The sequence below is a fragment of the Streptomyces sp. Y20 genome, assembly GCF_043195475.1.
GTDB lineage: Bacteria > Actinomycetota > Actinomycetes > Streptomycetales > Streptomycetaceae > Streptomyces.
Genome location: NZ_JBIDDP010000001.1, coordinates 18,111 through 35,988, shown reverse-complemented (window position 1 = coordinate 35,988; position 17,878 = coordinate 18,111). Strand labels below are relative to the sequence as shown.

Annotated in this window: 15 protein-coding genes and 1 pseudogene; 10 read left to right on the top strand and 6 right to left on the bottom strand. The window is 73.0% G+C overall.

Annotated features, from left to right (window positions below):
• Window positions 1–27 precede the first annotated feature (27 nt).
• The 4 genes and pseudogenes from ACGFT1_RS00165 to ACGFT1_RS00150 all read left to right on the top strand — a co-directional run bounded on the left by ACGFT1_RS00165 (window position 28) and on the right by ACGFT1_RS00150 (window position 3,786).
• Window positions 28–966, top strand: a complete 939-nt coding sequence (locus ACGFT1_RS00165) for an AraC family transcriptional regulator (protein ID WP_373906745.1) — start codon at window positions 28–30, stop codon at window positions 964–966.
• A gap of 39 nt (window positions 967–1,005) precedes the next feature.
• On the top strand, window positions 1,006–1,920 hold the full coding sequence (locus ACGFT1_RS00160) for a carbohydrate-binding protein (RefSeq protein ID WP_373906744.1): 915 nt from the start codon (window positions 1,006–1,008) through the stop codon (window positions 1,918–1,920).
• 320 nt (window positions 1,921–2,240) lie between these two features.
• Window positions 2,241–2,462: pseudogene (locus ACGFT1_RS00155) on the top strand (DUF3291 domain-containing protein); the annotation flags it as partial.
• 547 nt (window positions 2,463–3,009) lie between these two features.
• Window positions 3,010–3,786: a polysaccharide lyase family 7 protein gene (locus ACGFT1_RS00150; RefSeq protein ID WP_373906743.1), complete on the top strand. Its 777-nt coding sequence runs from the start codon at window positions 3,010–3,012 to the stop codon at window positions 3,784–3,786.
• 90 nt (window positions 3,787–3,876) lie between these two features.
• On the opposite strand, the gene ACGFT1_RS00145 is transcribed toward ACGFT1_RS00150, so the two are convergent.
• The gene (locus tag ACGFT1_RS00145) at window positions 3,877–4,674 is read right to left on the bottom strand and encodes a beta-glucanase (protein WP_373906742.1); all 798 of its coding nucleotides are present in this window, start codon (window positions 4,672–4,674) and stop codon (window positions 3,877–3,879) included.
• A gap of 167 nt (window positions 4,675–4,841) precedes the next feature.
• Window positions 4,842–5,636: an SDR family NAD(P)-dependent oxidoreductase gene (locus tag ACGFT1_RS00140; protein ID WP_373906740.1), complete on the bottom strand. Its 795-nt coding sequence runs from the start codon at window positions 5,634–5,636 to the stop codon at window positions 4,842–4,844.
• A gap of 488 nt (window positions 5,637–6,124) precedes the next feature.
• On the opposite strand from ACGFT1_RS00140, the gene ACGFT1_RS00135 reads away from it, so the two are divergent.
• The 3 genes from ACGFT1_RS00135 to ACGFT1_RS00125 all read left to right on the top strand — a co-directional run bounded on the left by ACGFT1_RS00135 (window position 6,125) and on the right by ACGFT1_RS00125 (window position 7,561).
• Window positions 6,125–6,634, top strand: a complete 510-nt coding sequence (locus ACGFT1_RS00135) for an SRPBCC family protein (RefSeq protein ID WP_373906739.1) — start codon at window positions 6,125–6,127, stop codon at window positions 6,632–6,634.
• Window positions 6,635–6,716: 82 nt separating this feature from the next.
• Window positions 6,717–7,031 carry a phosphodiester glycosidase family protein gene (locus ACGFT1_RS00130; protein WP_373906738.1) on the top strand — a complete coding sequence of 105 codons (315 nt, stop codon included), beginning with the start codon at window positions 6,717–6,719 and terminating at the stop codon, window positions 7,029–7,031.
• 146 nt (window positions 7,032–7,177) lie between these two features.
• The gene (locus tag ACGFT1_RS00125) at window positions 7,178–7,561 is read left to right on the top strand and encodes an ACT domain-containing protein (protein ID WP_373906737.1); all 384 of its coding nucleotides are present in this window, start codon (window positions 7,178–7,180) and stop codon (window positions 7,559–7,561) included.
• 189 nt (window positions 7,562–7,750) lie between these two features.
• On the opposite strand, the gene ACGFT1_RS00120 is transcribed toward ACGFT1_RS00125, so the two are convergent.
• Window positions 7,751–8,227, bottom strand: a complete 477-nt coding sequence (locus ACGFT1_RS00120) for an SRPBCC family protein (protein WP_373906736.1) — start codon at window positions 8,225–8,227, stop codon at window positions 7,751–7,753.
• 212 nt (window positions 8,228–8,439) lie between these two features.
• On the opposite strand from ACGFT1_RS00120, the gene htpG reads away from it, so the two are divergent.
• A complete protein-coding gene (gene htpG / locus ACGFT1_RS00115; RefSeq protein ID WP_373906735.1) occupies window positions 8,440–10,350 on the top strand; it encodes a molecular chaperone HtpG in 1,911 nt (636 codons plus the stop codon).
• A gap of 156 nt (window positions 10,351–10,506) precedes the next feature.
• On the opposite strand, the gene ACGFT1_RS00110 is transcribed toward htpG, so the two are convergent.
• Together ACGFT1_RS00110 and ACGFT1_RS00105 are read right to left on the bottom strand one after the other, a co-directional pair.
• Window positions 10,507–12,024, bottom strand: coding sequence for an MFS transporter (locus ACGFT1_RS00110; protein WP_373906734.1), 1,518 nt, complete (start codon window positions 12,022–12,024; stop codon window positions 10,507–10,509).
• 146 nt (window positions 12,025–12,170) lie between these two features.
• Entirely contained in the window at window positions 12,171–13,292 is a 1,122-nt protein-coding gene (locus ACGFT1_RS00105; protein ID WP_373906733.1) for a PP2C family protein-serine/threonine phosphatase, read from the bottom strand.
• Window positions 13,293–13,577: 285 nt separating this feature from the next.
• Between ACGFT1_RS00105 and ACGFT1_RS00100 the strand changes: the two genes are divergently transcribed.
• The gene (locus ACGFT1_RS00100) at window positions 13,578–16,367 is read left to right on the top strand and encodes a SpoIIE family protein phosphatase (RefSeq protein WP_373906732.1); all 2,790 of its coding nucleotides are present in this window, start codon (window positions 13,578–13,580) and stop codon (window positions 16,365–16,367) included.
• 80 nt (window positions 16,368–16,447) lie between these two features.
• Here the strand turns inward: ACGFT1_RS00100 and ACGFT1_RS00095 are convergent, their stop codons facing one another.
• A complete protein-coding gene (locus ACGFT1_RS00095) occupies window positions 16,448–17,020 on the bottom strand; it encodes a hypothetical protein (RefSeq protein ID WP_373906731.1) in 573 nt (190 codons plus the stop codon).
• Window positions 17,021–17,240: 220 nt separating this feature from the next.
• Between ACGFT1_RS00095 and ACGFT1_RS00090 the strand changes: the two genes are divergently transcribed.
• On the top strand, window positions 17,241–17,858 hold the full coding sequence (locus ACGFT1_RS00090) for a hypothetical protein (protein ID WP_373906730.1): 618 nt from the start codon (window positions 17,241–17,243) through the stop codon (window positions 17,856–17,858).
• The last annotated feature ends 20 nt before the right edge of the window (window positions 17,859–17,878 follow it).

Here is a 17,878-nt window from a genome sequence, read left to right as displayed (position 1 = left end):
CACCGTCCACAGAGGGGACCACGGCCGATGCGCAGCACCACCGTCCTACCGGGAGCCCCCGGCCTGCCGCCCTCGGCCGGGGACGTACCCCTGCACCGGCTGGAGGTGACCGGGCCGGCCGCCGTACCGTTCGCCGCCGGCACCTTCGAGGCGGTCGGCCCGCTGTCCCGCTGGGACCGGCCGCACCGGCACACCTTCTACGAGATCGTCCATGTGAGCGCCGGATCCGGCACTCATGTCGTCGACCTCGTCCGCTGGCCGGTACGGCCCCCGCACCTCGTGGTCGTCCTGCCCGGCCAGGTGCACCACTGGGAGGGCGGCCGGGGGCCGGAGGGGACGCTCGTGCTGTTCACCGACGACTTCCTGGTGGACCATCCCCGCGACCGCCAGATACTGCGGAGACTCGGCCGGCAGTGCTGGTTCGCCCTGGACGCCGAGCACGACCGCTCCGTCGGGCGCCTGATGGCCGAACTCGTCACGGAACACCGGCAGCGGGCCCCCGGACACGAGAGCGTGCTGCGCTCCCTGCTTCACGTGCTCCTCGTGCGCGCCGCACGGCTGCCGGGCCGCGCCGGTGACGGCCGAGAACCGGAGGCCGGGGGACGGCCGGCCGCCGTGGCCGAGGCGTTCACCCGGCTGCTCAGCCGTCCCGAGGCGGCGGGGTGGTCCGTACGGGAGTGTGCCGGCCGGCTGGGCGTGACGCCCGGCTACCTCACGCAGGCGGTGCGGACCGCCACCGGCCGGCCGCCCGGGCGGCTGCTGATCGAGGCGCGCGCATATCAGGCGCAACGGCTGCTGGTTCACACGCAGTTATCGGTACGTCAGGTCGCCGCCCGCACCGGATTCGCCGACCCCGCCTACTTCAGCCGGTTCTTCCGGCGGGAGACCGGCAGCAGCCCCGGCGACTTCCGAAAACACCACAGCCGCCCTCACCAGTCCCTCGAAGCCCCGTCGGCGCGCGCCTAGGTTCGTTGCCGATCCCGGCCCCCCACAGGAGGAGCAGCCATGGACGGAGCGCGCACGGATGCGTCAGGCACGGACGGAGCAGGAACGGACGGAGCGCACCTGGACGACGTGGGTGCGAACGACCCGGGCACGGCGGACGGGACGCCTTCGTCCCGGCTCGTCGGCCGCAAGACGGTGCTGCGCGCGGCGCTCGCGGCCACCGCGGCGATCCCCGTCGCCCTGATGGGCGGCCCGGCCCTCGCCCGTACCCTGAACGCGGGCGGCACGGCACCCGGCCTCACCCCGCCGTGCGACGACGGCGACGACCCCACCCCGGAACAGATAGAGGGCCCCTACTTCAAACCCCGCTCGCCGGAGCGCACCAGCCTCCTGGAACCGGGCATGCCGGGAACGCCCCTCACCGTGACGGGCTACGTCTTCGGCCGGGCCTGCCGCCCCCTGACCGGCGTCCTGCTTGACTTCTGGCAGGCCGACACCAACGGCGCGTACGACAACACCGGGTTCCGGCTGCGGGGGCACCAGTACTCCGATTCCCGGGGCTCGTTCGCGCTCACCACGATCGTGCCGGGGCTCTACCCGGGCCGCACCCGGCACCTCCACGTCAAGGTGCAGGCACCCGGCCGGCCGATCCTGACCACCCAGCTGTACTTCCCTAACGAGCCGCGCAACAGCACCGACACGATCTTCGACGCGCGGCTGCTGATGACCGTGCGGGACGCGGGTGGCGGCCGGGAGGCGGCGTTCGACCTGGTCCTCGACGTCCCGCAGGATCCCGGCCCGGGCCCCACCCCGACGGACCCCCCGCCGTCGGGCGGCACCTGGGCGGTGGGCGCCACCTACCGGGCGGGGGACCAGGTCACCTACGCGGGCCGCGCCTACACCTGCCTCCAGCCGCACACGGCCCAGCCCGGCTGGGAGCCCCCTGCGGTCCCGGCCCTGTGGCGGGCCGCCTGACAGCGCGGGGCGCGGCGGCCCGTGACGGCCGCCGCGCCACACCGCCGGCAGACCGGACGGGACGGGGTGTCAGGGGGCCCGGGGGAGAGGGGACGAGCCGGAGCCCGATGAACCGGTCGACGGCCTATGGCGGTGAACGTGCCGTGGTCGCGGCGTTGTTCGTCGGTCGGGAAGGCCACCGGATCCCGCCCCTCCCCATTGCTCGGGTCAGCGTGGGGCTGGGCTGACGTGTGTCGTGGGCCTGCGTGGCGGGCGGCCTTGCCCAGGCAACGCTCTACCACCTCGCCACCTCGCCACCTCGCCACCTCGCTCCCTCGAGGAGGACGGGACACCCGAATCACGTGTTCTGGTGGGTCGCCGACGGCGCGATACCCGCCTGGCAGGACGGGGTCACCAGGCTGGAACATCTCCACGACCACGGCTACGCACCGCACGCCTTCACCTTCCACCACTCGTTCGATCCAGCCGGAACGCCGACCAGGCTCGAAGGCATCGGATCGAGGAGCAACTCGCCCATACCCGACTCACCCACATGGAGCTGACGAAGTGCGGGGTGGCGTGCGTGTCGCGCTCCCTTGCGCGGAGCCTGTGAGCCGCCTCGTGGAAGTGCTTCAGCTCAGCCCTGCGGCGGGTGGCGGGTCGAGTGAGGCGGCGGTCCCGTAGACCCGTGACGGCCGCCGGCGAGGGTGGCGGCGGCTTCAGCGTGGCCTGCTTCTCGATGGCGGGCCAGGTCCATCGCCTTGACCAACTCGGTCCGACGGCGCCGCCGCCCGCGTCTTCTCGGGAAGCCGGCGCGGCCCGCCTTGTGACGCGGCACAACGCCGGTGCCCCTTTACGGCGCATCAGCGCAACGGGCGCGCCTGCGGATCCGCGGATCCGCGGACTCGCACGGACGTGCGCCGGCCCCCCCCGGCGTCGCAGCGAGTCGCGGCGGACCGACGCAGCGGATTCCTGCATCACCTCTTGACGCGTTTGGTTCAGACCTTTAAGTTCACGCATCCACGAATCATCTAAGTACGCGATCAACGTTCAACCGGCTGAACGACCGTCATGATCCACCCACCGCCGTATCCGGGAGGTTCACCCCACATGACCCGTTCCAGGCTCCTCGCGACGATGACCGTCGCGGGTCTCGTCGGCACACTGGCAGCGCTCGGCAACGGCAGCGCGGACGCCGCGGATCCGCACGTCGCGCCCGGCGGCAACTTCGACCTGTCCGTCTGGCAGCTCCAGGAACCGGTCGGCTCCCCGGGATCGCCGACCACCATCCCCTCCTCCCGGCTCCAGGGGCCCGACGGCTACCAGGACGCGTACTTCTACACGGACACGCGCGACGGTGCGATGACCTTCTGGGCACCGGAGAAGGGGGTAACGACCCCGAACTCCCACTACGCCCGTTCCGAACTGCGCGAGATGAACCACGACGGCAGCGCCGCCGACTGGTCACTGAGCGGCTCCCACCGGATGAGCGCCACACTCCGCGTGGTGTCGGTGACGTCCAACGTCTGCGTGGGCCAGATTCACCTCGGCACCGGAGGCTCGTCCACCAAGCCGCTGGTCGAGCTGTACTACCACGCCGGCGGCGACATCGTCCTCGGCACCGAGGACTCCCCGTCCGGCGGCCAGACACCGCACACCGTGGGGCACGTGGCGACCGGCAAGACCTGGACCTACACGATCGCCGTCTCCGGCGGCAACACCATCGACCTGACCGTCAACGGCAGCACCACCCACTACGCCATCCCGTCGTCCTTCAAGCCGTACAAGCAGTACTTCAAGGCCGGCTCGTACAACCAGTCGTCCTCGGACAGCACCACGAAGGGGGCACGGGTCGCCTTCTACGGGCTGACGGTCTCCCACGGCTGATCCGCCGAGCCCCGACGGCGTCCGCGGGCCACCGGGCCGGCCGCGCGGCAGGAGGACCTGGCGGCGCGGTTCACGGGCCTGCGGCGCGCTTCACGGCCCGGCCGGTCGCTGCTCGCCGCCTCCCGCCGCGGACGCCGTCCCGGGGTGCCCGGCTGCGGCTGCCGCGCCGTGGCCGGTGCCGCCCGCGGAGGGGCGCAGTACGACGAGGTCGGCCACCTCGTACGACATCTCGGTCGTCCCCGGTTCGGGCGGGGGGTGGTAACGCCCCCCGCACACCGAGAGGTTGACGATGAGGTAGGCGTACCAGTGGTGTCCCACGCCCCGTCCGTCCGAGAAGACCCGCGCGCCGTTCAGCCACCAGACCACGGAGCGGGGCCCGAACTCGGTGCGCAGCTCGATCCAGGCGCCGGGGCGGACGGCGTCGTCCCGGAGGTAACGGTTGGCGCCGTGCACGTGGTTGGTGAGTTCCAGCAGGTCCGGGTTGTCCGGGTGGTACTCGAAGACGTCGATCTCCTGGTCTCCGTCCCGCCACGTCCAGATGGCCGGCCAGGCGCCGATCTCCTCCGGCAGCCGTACGCGGGCCTTCAGCACGTCCCCCGGCCGGACGGTGAACCCCTCCTCGCTGCCCTCGGTGGTGAGCAGACCCGTGTTCCATTTCCCGTCCGGCCGACGGGCGGCCCGGAAGACGCCCGAGCGGCTGTAGCCGGCATCGGGCACCAGGTAGTCCAGTTTGTCGTCGCCCGGATTGACCGGGCCTCCGCCCGGATAGGCCCACGAGCGGCCCGCGACCCACTGCGCCGCCGAGGTGAAGTCCGCCCTGAACACTACGTCGTACACGGCCGGGTGGCGCGGCGCCGGAAGCGGGCCGCCCCATGCAGGTTCGTCCATGTCCGATATCTCACCGACGGCGGGCCGGTCATGCGCCCGGGCCCCGAGCCGGCCGCGAGATTGGCCCTCAAGGGTGAACGGCGCGGTCGCGCGCGGTCCGTCGGCGGACGCCGCCGCACGGGAAAAGACAGCCCGTGCGGCGGCCCCTCGGCGGGTGGTGCCCGTGCTCAGGGCAGGATCGAGTCGACGTACCCGCCGTCGACGCGCAACGCTCCGCCGGTCGTGGCCGACGCCTGTTCCGAGCTGAGGTACACCACCATGTGGGCGATCTCCTCCGGCTCGATCAACCGCTGGATCAGGGACTGCGGGCGGTGTTCGCGCATGAACGCACGCTGCGCCTCCTCCCAGGGCACGTCCCGGTCGACGAGTTGGTACACGAAATCCTCGACGCCCCCGGTGTGCGTGGGCCCGGCGATGACCGAGTTGACCGTCACCCCCGTGCCCGCCGCCTTCTTGGCGTACCCACGGCTCACCGCCAGCAGCGCGGTCTTCGACATCCCGTAATGGATCATCTCCGCGGGGATCGCGACCGCCGAGTCACTGGCGACGTACTGGACGCGCCCCCACCCGCGCTCCGTCATACCCGGCAGGTACTGCCGGGTCAGCCGTACGGCGGCCAGTACGTTCACCTCGAAGTAGCGCCGCCACTCCGCGTCGCTGATCTCCAGCGGGTCGGCCGCGCCGAAGACCCCCAGGTTGTTGACGAGGATGTCCACCTGCGGCAGCACCTCCGCCACCCGGGCCGCGCCCTCCTCGCCGGACACGTCGGCGGCCACCGGCACCAGTTGTGCGCCGGGCGCCTGGGCGGTCAGCGACTCGACGCTGTCGGCCACCCGCCGCTCGTCGCGGCCGTTGACGCCCACGCGGGCGCCGGCCCGGGCGAGAGCGAGGGCGATGGCCGCGCCGATGCCCTGTGTGGAGCCGGTGACCAGGGCGGTGCGTCCTGTCAGGTCGATGTGCATGGGCGGGCGGGTTCCCTTCGTGCGCGCGTGCATGCCACCGTCCGTCGAATGTGGCGGTGTGGCGGTCGCGCGCGCCGGAGAGCGGCCGGGCACGAGCGTGATCGGCCGTCCGGCTCCGGCCGCGTGCGGGAGTACCCGTTCCGGCTCCGGCCGCGTGCCGGGACATACGGCTGACCCGGCTTCCCGCGGCACCCGCCCGACTTCGGCCCGCTCCGGCCGACCCCACCTCGGCCGACCTGAAGGCCGGCTCGATGCCGGCCCCGCCCCGCCGGCCCCGGCCCAGGGCCGGCATCGAGCCGACCGTGCCGCCGGCCAGCTGGTTCGCGAACACCGATCCGACCGAAAGGATCCGGCCGCGCCCGCGGGCCGGTTTCGCGGCGGCCGGCACCACGGCGCCTCCTTCCCGGGCACCGGACCCCGCGGTCCGCCCCTGACATGACACGATCGCCACTCGCAAGTACCGAACGTGTCCCCGGGAGGGCCTCGCCGTGACCCGCGTATTCACCGTGTCCCGCAGCATCTTCATCGACGTCCCGCCGGAGACGGTCTACGAGGCGGTGTGCCGCCCCGCTGACATGGGCCGGTGGAGCCCGGAGAACCAGGGCACGGTGGGCGGCGTGCCGGGCGAACGGGCGACTGTCGGAACGACGTTCGAGGGACGCAACAAGCGGGGGACGTTCCGCTGGGTCACCCGGTGCACGGTGACGGTGGCCGATCCCGGCCGCCGCTTCGCCTTCCGCGTCCACGCGATCGGGGTCACGCGGCCCCGTCTGCGGGGCTCCATCGCCACCTGGGAGTACACCTTCGCGCCGGAGCGCACCGGCTGCCGGGTGACGGAGACCTGGACGGACGACCGGCGCGCGTGGCCCGCCCCCGTCGCCCGGCTCTTCGACCGGATCGCCACCGGGGGGAAGACGTTCGCCGACTTCCAGACGGGCAACATCGACAGAACGCTGCGCAACCTCAAGCGCGACATGGAGGCGGCCCACCGGGCCTGAGGGCCGCGCTCACGTCCGGGCGGATGCGCCGTCGAGTTCACTCGCCCGTCTTCACACGCCCGTCGCGCCGAAGCCGGCTCACGTGGTGACGGCCGTCACGCACGACCGCGGTGGAGTGGGCCACCGCTTCCGCCCCCGTGTGCCGGGCGGCGTCGACAGGCGGGGCCGGCTGCTGCTCGTGACGGCCGACGGGCGGCTGGAGAACGGCAGCGAGGGGTTCACCCTCCACGAGGCCGCCGCGTTCATGAAGTCGCTCGGTGCCGTGCAGGCCATGAACCTCGACGGCGGCGGCTCCACCGCCATGGCCGTGAACGGCACGCCGGTCGACCAGCCGTCCGACGCCACCGGCGAGCGCGCCGTCGGAGACACCGTCCAGGTCCTGCCCGCACCGCACTGACGTCCACGTACCACCGACCAGTCATGCCCGGAGCATGAAGGCCAAGCCGCGCAGCGCCCTGGAGGGGCCGCCGCCTCCCGCGAAGCGGTGGGAGCCGGCCCGAACCGGCTCGCCGGCGGGTGCGACGGCACGGCTACGCTCGCCGCATGACTCCTCCCCGGCGGAAACTCCTGAGACTGCCCGCCCTCTTCCGGATCGAGCACGTCTCCGGGGGTGCGCGGCTCCCCGATGACGGCTGGTACGCGGCCGTACGCGCTCCCGAGGGCCTGACCGTCCTGCGGGAGGTCACTGCCGACGCCGTCGCCTTCGGCCAGGAGGAGTACTGGACCGGCCTGTACGGCGACGACCCCCACGGCCTCGACCTGCCGGGCATGCTGGCCGCCGTGGTCGGGCCGCTGGGCGCGGCGGGCATCCCGGTGTTCGTGACCTCCACCTACCACTCCGACCTCGTCCTCGTCCCCACCGACAGGTACGACGACGCGGCCGGCGCCCTGCGATCCGCGGGTCACGAGATCGCCCCGGCGCCCTGACACGCCGGAGCCCTGACACCCCGACGACCTGCACCTCACGGATTCGACCGGTTCCGCCGGTGGCGGCGGAGCCTTCCGTCGAGCCGGGCGCTCACCGGGCCCGGCCGCGCTCTCCGGCGACGCGGCGCGGGTGCGGGGAGGCGCCGGCGGTGGCCCGGGGCGTGTCGGCGCCTGTCTCGCGTCGGGTGGTCAGAGGGCGGGACCGGGGTCGCCGGGGCGGACACGGCCGCGCCAGGCGCCGGATTCCGTGCCGCGTTCCTCGATGTACTGCTTGAACCGCTGCATGTCGCCCTTGACGCGCCGGTCGATCATGCCGACCATGTCCGCGACCTTCTCCGCGGCTCCACTGGGCTCGACCTCCATCACCAGCTCGACCTTGGTGTGGGAGTCGTCGAGGCGCTCGAAGCGGACCGTGCCCTTCTGCCGGGTGTCACCGGTGGTGGTGCGCCAGGTGATGCGCTCGTCGGCCAGCTGGTCGACGATCTCGGTGTCGAACTCCCGGCGCACTCCGGCGACCTTCGTGGTCCAGTGACTGTGCCGGGCGTCCAGCTGGGTGACCTCCTCGACGCCTTCCATGAAGTGCGGGAATTCCTCGAACTGCGTCCACTGGTTGTAGGCGGTGTGGACGGGGACGTCGACTTCCACCGCTTCCTTGACCGTGCTCATCTGCGCGCCTCCGTGGTCTCGTTCGACTGCCGGACGGCCCGTCGGCCCGCGCGGCGGACCCGGGCCGGGGCCGGTCGGGTACCCGGGGCGGCGGCGGTCATGAGCGATAAGGAACCAGCCACCGCCCCCGTATTCCGGCCACTGCTGTGACGTGGTGTTTTACAGTGTCTGGCACCAGTTCCGGCAACAGGACCTGCGAGGTACACGCGAACATGCCGACCGAGACATTCGAGTTCCAGGTAGAGGCCCGTCAGCTGCTCCAGCTGATGATCCACTCGGTCTACTCGAACAAAGACGTCTTCCTGCGCGAACTCGTCTCCAACGCCTCAGACGCGCTGGACAAGCTGCGTCTGGAGAAGCTGAGGGACGACTCCCTGGACGCCGACGTGTCCGACCCGCACATCGAGATCGACGTCGACAAGGACGCCCGCACCCTCACCGTGCGGGACAACGGCATCGGGATGTCCTACGAGGAGGTCGGGCAGCTCATCGGCACGATCGCCAACTCGGGCACCGCCGAGTTCCTGAAGGAGCTGCGGGAGGCGCAGGACGGGGGCGGCACCGAGGGGCTCATTGGCCAGTTCGGCGTCGGGTTCTACTCCGGCTTCATGGTGGCGGACGAGGTCACCCTGGTGACCCGGCGCGCCGGCGAGGACCGGGGCACCCGCTGGACGTCACGCGGCGAGGGCACGTACACCCTGGAGGCGGTCGACGACGCGCCGCAGGGCACCTCGGTCACGCTCCACCTCAAGCCGGCCGACCCGGAGAACCAGCTCCACGACTACACCTCCCCGTGGAAGATCAAGGAGATCATCCAGCGCTACTCGGACTTCATCACCTGGCCGATCAGGATGGTGCCCGAGGCGCCCGCCACGGCCGACGCGAGCGCAGAGACACCCGAACCCGAGACGCTCAACAGCATGAAGGCGCTGTGGGCCCGCTCGCGCGAGGAGGTGTCCGAGGACGAGTACCACGAGCTGTACAAGCACATCGCCCACGACTGGCGCGACCCGCTGGAGACGATCCGGCTCCAGGCCGAGGGCACCTTCGAGTACCAGGCGCTGCTGTTCCTTCCCGCGCACGCCCCCCACGACCTGTTCACGCGGGACGCCAAGCGGGGCGTGCAGCTGTACGTCAAGCGCGTGTTCATCATGGACGACTGCGAGGCGCTGCTGCCGCCGTACCTGCGCTTCGTCAAGGGCGTCGTGGACGCGGCGGACCTGTCACTCAACGTGTCCCGCGAGATCCTCCAGCAGGACCGCCACATCGAGATGATGCGGCGGCGGCTGACCAAGAAGGTGCTGTCCACGGTCAAGGACATGATGGCCAAGGACCAGGACCGCTACGCCACGTTCTGGCGGGAGTTCGGCACGGCGCTCAAGGAGGGCCTGGTCACCGACACGGAGAACCGCGACGCCCTCCTCGCCGTCGCGTCGTTCGCGACCACGCACCACGACACCGAGCCGACCACCCTCAAGCAGTACGTGGAGCGGATGCGCGACGGCCAGGAGGACATCTACTACCTGACCGGCGAGTCCCGGCAGAGCATCGAGAACTCCCCGCACATGGAGGCGTTCCGGGAGCGTGGCATCGAGGTGCTGCTGCTCACCGACGCCGTCGACGAGGTGTGGGCCGACGCCGTCGGCGAGTTCGAGGGCAAGAAGCTGCGCTCCGTCGCCAAGGGCCGCATCGACCTCGACGCCGAGGACGACGACACCGCCGACGGCGAGCGGGAGAAGCAGAGCGAGGAGTACGCCGGGCTGCTCGGCTGGATGAAGGAGCAGCTGGACGAGGACATCAAGGAGGTGCGCCTGTCCTCCCGGCTGACCGTGTCCCCGGCCTGCGTGGTCTCCGACGCGCACGACCTGACCCCGGCCCTGGAGAACATGTACCGCGCGATGGGCCAGGAGGTGCCCCGCGCCAAGCGCATCCTGGAGCTCAACCCGGACCACCAGCTGGTCAAGGGCCTCAACCAGGCCTACAAGGAGCGCGAGGACCGCGCGGAACTGGGCGAGACCGCCGAGCTCCTGCACGGCCTCGCGGTCCTCGCCGAGGGGGGCCAGCCGAAGGAACCGGCCCGCTTCGTCAAGCTGATGGCGGACCGGCTGGAACGCGCGCTGTAATCCGGCGCGCCGGGCGTCGGCGGGGCGTGTTCCTCCGGACGGGAGGTGCGGACCGCCGACGCCCGGGTCCCCGCCGGTCCGGGATGGCCCGTGGGCCGGGCAGCGGGTCCGGTGAAGCACGGGTCGGGTGCGGGCTGCGGTCAGGCGGCGGGACGGTCAGGTGTGCCGGGCGTGCAGCGGGTCGTCGGCGGTCTCGTCCGGACGTGGCCGGTGCGGCCGGTCCGCTCGCCGGTCGCGCTGCCAGTCGAACAGCGCGAGTGCCAGCGCGGCCGTCATGCCGGCGAGGGCGCAGCACAGCGCGGTGACGACCGCGCCGCGGTAGTCGCCGCCGCCGCCGAGCACCAGGTAGAACAGCCCGGGCAGTGCGGCGGTCCCCAGCGCGGCGCCCAGCCGCTGCCCCGTCTGCAGGGCGCCGCCCGCCGCGCCCGCCATGCGCACGGGCACGTCCCGCAGGGTCATGGTGATGTTGGGGGAGACCACGAATCCGCTGCCGATGCCGCCGAGGAACAGGACCGGGGCGGCGAGCCACGGCGCGCTGTGCAGGGGCGCGAGTCGCAGCAGCAGCGCGGTGCCGACGAAGCCGGCGATCACACCCGCGAGGCCGCACACGGTGAGCAGGCGGCCGAACCGCTCCACCAGCCGGCCGGCGACCACGGCGGCGCTGGCCGAGCCGACGGCGAAGGGGGTGACGGCGAGGCCGGACAGGAGCGGGGAGAAACCGAGGCCCCGCTGGTAGAACAGGGCGAACACCAGCCAGACGCCGCTGAAGCCGACGAAGTACAGGGTGCCGATGCCGGCGCCCACCGCGTAGCCGCGCACGGTGCTGAACAGGCGCGGGTCGAGCAGCGGCTGGGTGCCCCGGGCGACGAGGCGGTGCTGCCACCGGGCGAAGCCGACGAGGACCGCGGCGCCCACGGGGAACAGCCACCACAGGCGGTGGATGCCTCCGGAGTCCGCCTGGACCAGCGGGTACATCAGCGCGAGGACACCCGAGCCGAGCAGCAGGACGCCGGGCACGTCCAGGTGCCCCCGTCCCGAGCGCCGGGTGCGGGGCAGCAGGCGGCGGCCGAGGAGGACGGCCAGTACGCCGATGGGGACGTTGACGTAGAAGATCCACCGCCAGCCCTGCTCGCCGGAGGCGAGGGCGAGGATGGCGCCGCCGGTTATCGGGCCGGCGGCGGACGATATGCCGACGGTGGCGCCGAAGAAACCGAAGGCCCGGCCGCGTTCGGCGCCGCGGAACATCTGCTGGATGAGCGCGGAGTTCTGCGGGGCCATGAACCCGGCGGCCAGGCCCTGGGCGAGGCGGGCGGCCACGAGCAGCGTGATGTCGGGGGCTGCTCCGCAGCCCGCGCTGAAGAGGACGAAGCCGCCGAGGGCCAGCAGGAAGATACGGCGCCGGTCCAGCGCGTCGCCGAGCCGGCCGGCGGTGACCAGGGCGAGGGCGAAGGTCAGGGCGTACCCGGACACCACCCACTGCACCTGCGCGGGCGAGGCGTGCAGATCGCGCTGGATGGTGGGCAGGGCGACCGCCACGATCGTCACGTCGAGCAGGCTCATGAAGCCGGCCACCAAAGTGACCCACAGGGCACGCCACCGCCGCGGGTCCGGCTCGTGCCCGCTCTCCTGAGCGTCCGGGCCGCGACCGCCTGCCGCTGACGTCGACGCTGTCACCGGACTCCTCCCGCCGGCTCGACACCCCGGCCAACCAGGTTCCCGTCCACCCGCCGCCCAACCGGCGGCACCGTCACCCGACTCGACGGCGGGAGACACGCGCGGGAGCCGACCGTGACGACCCGCCGGCCGGCCGGGGCCGGTGGTCACCGGGCCGGGGACGGGGGCCCCTGGGGTGGTTCCTCGGCGGGGACGCGGACGGCGAGTGCCGCGATGTCGTCCTGGAGACGGTTGCCGCTGTGGACCAGCAGGTCGCGGTGGAGCCGATCCAGGAGTTCCCGTGGCGGCAGGGCGGCCCAGGAACGCAGGCGCGGCAGCAGGGGATAGAACGCCCCGGCCGCGTCCCGTGTCTCCGTGATGCCGTCCGTGTACAGCAGCAGCCGGTCGTCGGGCCGCAGGGCGTACGCGTCGACGTGGTACGGCTCGCCGACCAGCACGCCGAGGTTCAGCGGCGGCGCCGACCGGCCCCGGTCCAGCTCCTCCACGTCGCCGGAGCGGATGAGCACCGGCGGCGGATGGCCGCAGTTGACGACGCGGACCACGGGGGAGTCGGCGGGGATCTCGGCGAAGACGGCGGTGACGAACCGTTCACCCGCCTCACCGCCGCCCAGCTGCGCCGCCCTGCGGTCCATGCTCGTCTCCACCCGGTCGGCCAGGGCGGGGAGGGCGGGTTCGTCGTGCGCCGCCTCGCGGAACGCGCCCAGCAGGGCCGCGGCGGTCTCGACCGCGAGCAGCCCCTTGCCGCGCACGTCACCGATGAGCAGCCGGACTCCGTACCGGGTGCGGACCGCCTCGTACAGGTCACCGCCGATGCGGGCCTCCGCGGCGGCGGACACGTAGAGACTCTCCAGTACGAGACCGTCGATCCGCTGCGGAACCGGTCGGAGCAGGACGCGCTGGGCGATCTCGGCCACGGACCGTACGTCGGCCAGCGTGCGTTCACGGCGGATGCGGTGCGCGGCCAGGATCGTGCCGAGGACGCCCACCACGGTGGTGCAGACGTAGTCGGCCACGTAGTGGCGGTCCCAGAGGTAGCCGACGGGCCGGCCGGCACAGCACGGGGTACCGGCCAGGACGCCTTCCAGGACGACGGCGAACACCGTCATGACGCCGACGACGACGGGACCGTGGGCGAAAGCGGCCACCAAAGACACACCGACCAGCAGGAAACTCACCGGCCAGTCCACCGGGGTGACGGGCTCCAGCAGCAGGACGACCGCGACGTACAGGGCCGGAAGCCACCGTAGCCACGCCGGCGGTGACGGCACCCCCGTCCGCGTGCCGGCGCCGCCCTCCGATGCAGGACCGGTAGGTCCAGGTCTCGGGATACGTGGTCCTCGCACACGGACTCCTGTCACGGAAACTCGACAAGAGTTCCACCCTGGTGCGCCGGACTACGGCACACCGGTGATTGCTCCACCTCACGGCATGTTTCGCGGGCCCCCGCGCCGGTACCGGCAAGGGACCCGCGTGCGCGCCGCACGCCGGCGTCCCCGGCCCCTCGGCCGGCGCACCGGTCGCCGATCACGGAGAGGGGGTGTTAGAACGGGGAGATGAGCGGACGTCCCCGCTGGCCATGGGCGAGAGCGGCGCCGCCGCCCGGCACCCGGTGGTCATCCGATCCGTCCCGCAGGAGAAGGCAGCCCTGGCCGCCACGCGGGCGCCGCCTGTCCTCATCGCTGAGCGTCCGCACCCTCGCCGCGCAGGTCTTCCTGCTCCAGGCGCTGATCATGCTGGTCCTGGTGGCGGTGGCCGCATCCGCCCTGGTCGTACAGGGCCGCTACGACGCCGAACGCAACGCCAGGGACCGGTCCCTGGCCGCCGCGGAGTCGTTCGCCCACGCGCCCGGCACGGCACTCGCGCTGCGGTCACCGGATCCCACGGCCCGGTTGCAGGCGGCGGCGGAACAGGCGTGGAAGGGCTCCGGCGTCGACTTCGTCACCGTCCTGGACGCGCACGGGGTCCGGCTCACCGATCCCGACCCCGCACTGATCGGCACCAAGGCCCAGGGCGTCGGCCGGGCCGCCACGGGGGAGACGTTCACCGAGACGTTCCACGGCCGGCCGGCCGACGCCGTGCGCGCGGTGGTACCGGTGACGGACGCGAGCAGACGCGTGGTCGGCATGGTCACCGCCGGCATCGAGTACGCCAACGTGGGCGACGTCCTGAACCAGCAGCTGCCGATGCTGCTCGGCGCGGCGGCAGGGGCGCTCGTCCTCGCCACCAGCGGCGCCGCCCTGATCAGCCGCCGGCTGCTGCGGCAGACCCACGGACTCGGGCCGGCCGAGATGACCCAGATGTACGAACACCACGACGCCGTGCTGCACGCGGTGCGCGAGGGCGTACTGATCGTCGGCGGCGACGGGCGGACCCTGCTCGCCAACGACGAGGCGAGCCGCCTGCTGGACCTCCCCGACGACGCCGACCAGCGGCACGTGCGGGAACTGGGCCTGGGGCCGGGCCTGACCCGGCTCCTGGTGGCGGGTGAGGCCGTGTCCGACGAGATCATCCCGACCGGGGACCGGTTGCTGGCGGTCAACATCCGGCCCACCGCCCCCTTCGGCGGCGATCAGGGGTTCGTCGCCACCTTCCGTGACACCACCGACCTCAGGGCCCTCACCGGGCAGGCCGAGCTGGCGCGGGGCCGGCTGTCGTTCCTGTACGAGGCGGGGATGCGGATCGGCACCACCCTCGACGTACGGCGCACTGCCGAGGAACTGACCGAGGTGGCCGTCCCGCGCATGGCCGACATCGTCACGGTGGAGATCCTCGACTCCGTGCTGCGCGGCGAGGAGCCCTCGAGCGCGGTGCACGAGATGCGCCGCACCGCGCTGCGCGCCTCACAGCCCGGACACCCCCTCCAGCCGGTCGGCGACGTGATCCGCTTCGTGATGGCCGACACCCCGATGGTGGCGGCGCTGGGCCGGGGCAGAGCCGTCCTCGTGCCGGACCTGGACGCCGCCCGGGACTGGCGGGCACAGGACCCCGAGGGGGCACGGCGGGCGCTGCACCACGGCATCCACTCACTGATCACGGTGCCGCTCCGGGCGCGCGGGGTGGTCCTCGGCATGGTCAGCTTCTGGCGCGGCGCGGACGCCCCACGGTTCGACGAGGAGGACGTCGCCGTGGCCGAGGAACTGGTGGCCCGGGCCGCCGTCGCCATCGACAACGCACGCCGGTACTCCCGCGAACACGCCATGGCCATGACCCTCCAGCGCAACCTGCTGCCGCTGGGCCTGCCGGAGCAGGACGCGCTGGAGATCGCCTCCCGCTACCTGCCGGCGCAGTCCGGCGTGGGCGGCGACTGGTTCGACGTCATCCCGCTGCCCGGCTTCCGGGTGGCGCTCGTCGTCGGTGACATCGTGGGCCACGGGCTGCAGGCCGCGGTGACCATGGGGCGGCTGCGCACCGCCGTGCTGAACTTCTCCTCCCTGGACCTGGCCCCCGACGAACTGCTCGGCCACCTGGACGAGATGGTGACCCGGCTGGACTCGCAGACCGCGACCGCAGACCACGACCGCGACCCCCTCACCGGCGCCACCTGCCTCTACGCCATCTACGATCCGGTCGGCGGGCGCTGCACCTTCTCCCGCGCAGGCCACCTCGCACCCGCCGTCGCCGATCCCCAGGGCCGGGTGACCTTCCCCGACCTGCCCCTGTCACCGCCCCTGGGCGTCGGCGGGCACCCCTTCGAGGCCGGCGAGCTGGACCTGCCCGAGGGCAGCCGGCTCGTCCTGTTCACCGACGGCCTGGTCGAGCACCGCGGACGGGACATCGACGAGGGCCTGGAGACGCTCTCCGCGACCATCGCCCGTGCCGATCCCGTACCGGAGGAGACCTGTCGCGCCCTCGTGGAGACGATGCTGCCCGAACACCCCAGTGACGACGTGGCGCTGCTGGTGGCCAGGACCCGGCGCCTCGCCCCCTCGTGCGCCGCGACCTGGGACGTCCCTTTCGACGTCATGGCGGTGCCCCGGGTACGCAACGAGGTGAGCCGGAAGCTCGCCGAGTGGCACCTGGAGGAGTCGGCGTTCACCACGGAACTGATCCTCAGTGAGCTCCTCACCAACGCGCTCCGCTACGGCGCCCCGCCCATCTGCGTCAGGCTGCTGCTGGGCCGGACCCTGGTCTGCGAGGTGTCGGACGGCAGCAACACCTCACCCCGGCTGCGGCACGCGGCCACCACCGACGAGGGCGGCCGCGGCCTCTTCCTCGTCTCCCAGTTCGCGGACATCTGGGGCACCCGCTACGCGGCGCGCGGAAAGGTCATCTGGGCCGAACAGAACCTGGACCGCGCCGCGGCGCCGGACGCCTCGGCGATGTTCGACGTCCTCGACCTCTGACACCGGCATAGCGTGCGCCCGTACGGCACTCCACGCGGGCGGCGCCGCGGACCGCGGCGTTCCCCGACGGCCCGCCGCCCTCAGGAGCCGTCCGCACCGCGGCCCCCGTCCGGCCCGCGCCGGGCCGCGGCCGCCGCCCGGCCGGCGCGGTCCAGCAGCCGGGCGCGCCTGCCGGGCCACCCCATCAGATCGGCGGCGAACAGCACGACCACCAGCCACGAGGCGACGGTCTCGCCGGTGGAGCTCCTCAGGGTGTCGTACACGGCCAGCCCGACCGCGAGCACGGCGCCGAGGACGACGATCCAGCGGCGCGGCCGGTCCTCCTCGGCGGCCCGGCGCAGGGCGCCGGCGTATGCGGCGACCGAGGGCGCCAGCCGGGGATCGTCCGCGGCCCGCCCCCGCCGGGTGGCGCGCACCACGGCCGCACGGTCGGCGCCGCTCAGCCGTCCGGCCTCGGGCCAGAGCCTGCCCATCCGGCGCGCCACCCGGATGCCGTAGAACAGGCTGAGCACCACGAGGACCACCGCGGCCCCCGGCCATGATCCCGCCTCGACGAGCACGAAAGCCGCGCAGCAGACACCCACGCCGAGACCGGCGCCCACACCCCGGCCCACCGGCCCCCGCTGCCACAACCAGCCCGGAACGAGAATCACCCCGCCCACGGTGGCCCCCGCCCGTCACCGGCGCAACGACCGCCCCGGCAGGTCGGGGCCGGCACCCGCACACGGCGCACGAACACCGGCGGTCCGGGCGCGGCACGACGTGCGGCCGCCCCGGACGCGGGAGAGGGTGGGAGTCACCAGGTCACTGCCCTTGGCGCGTCCGGGACCGGGTCCGGACCCCCGGGTGTCGTGGAACTCCCAGGAGGACGCAATGACGACGACTTCGGCTCGCCGCCCCCGTTTCGCCCCGCGATGGAAGACGTCACGTGACTGGCCTCTGGCCGCGGCCGCGGTCTGCGCGCTGCTGAGTCTCGGCATGCTCTTCCTGCCCTGGCTGACCACCAGCGGGGGCGCCAGCGAGAACGCCTTCGGGGTGGACCTCCCGACCGCGGGACCGGCGTTGATCGTCGCCATGGTGGTCGCCACGGTCGCCCTGCTGGTCATGGCAGCGGTGACGGCCGGCAGACGGTACCTGGAGGCGTCACTCGTCCCGTCGTCCGTCCTCCTGGCCGTCTACATCCTGAAGGCGGCGGACGTGTCCGACCTGGCCCACCTGTACAGCCGGCTGGCGGCATCGTTCACCGGTGCCACCATCGGCACCGGTGCGGGCCTGTGGCTGGGCCTGGCGTTCGCCGCCCTGACCCCGCTGTTCATCCTCGCGGCCGTGCTGCTCGGGTGGGGGAGGGGGGACACCCTCACCTACCCGGCGTTCGGTACGGCACGCGAACCCCGTCACGAGACACCGGCGGACGACGACACCAGCCACCGCCCGCCCCGGCCCGCCGACCCGCCCGGCCCCGGCCCGGAACCGCGGGACCGGGGCGAGTGACGGCGGCGACATCTCCGGCA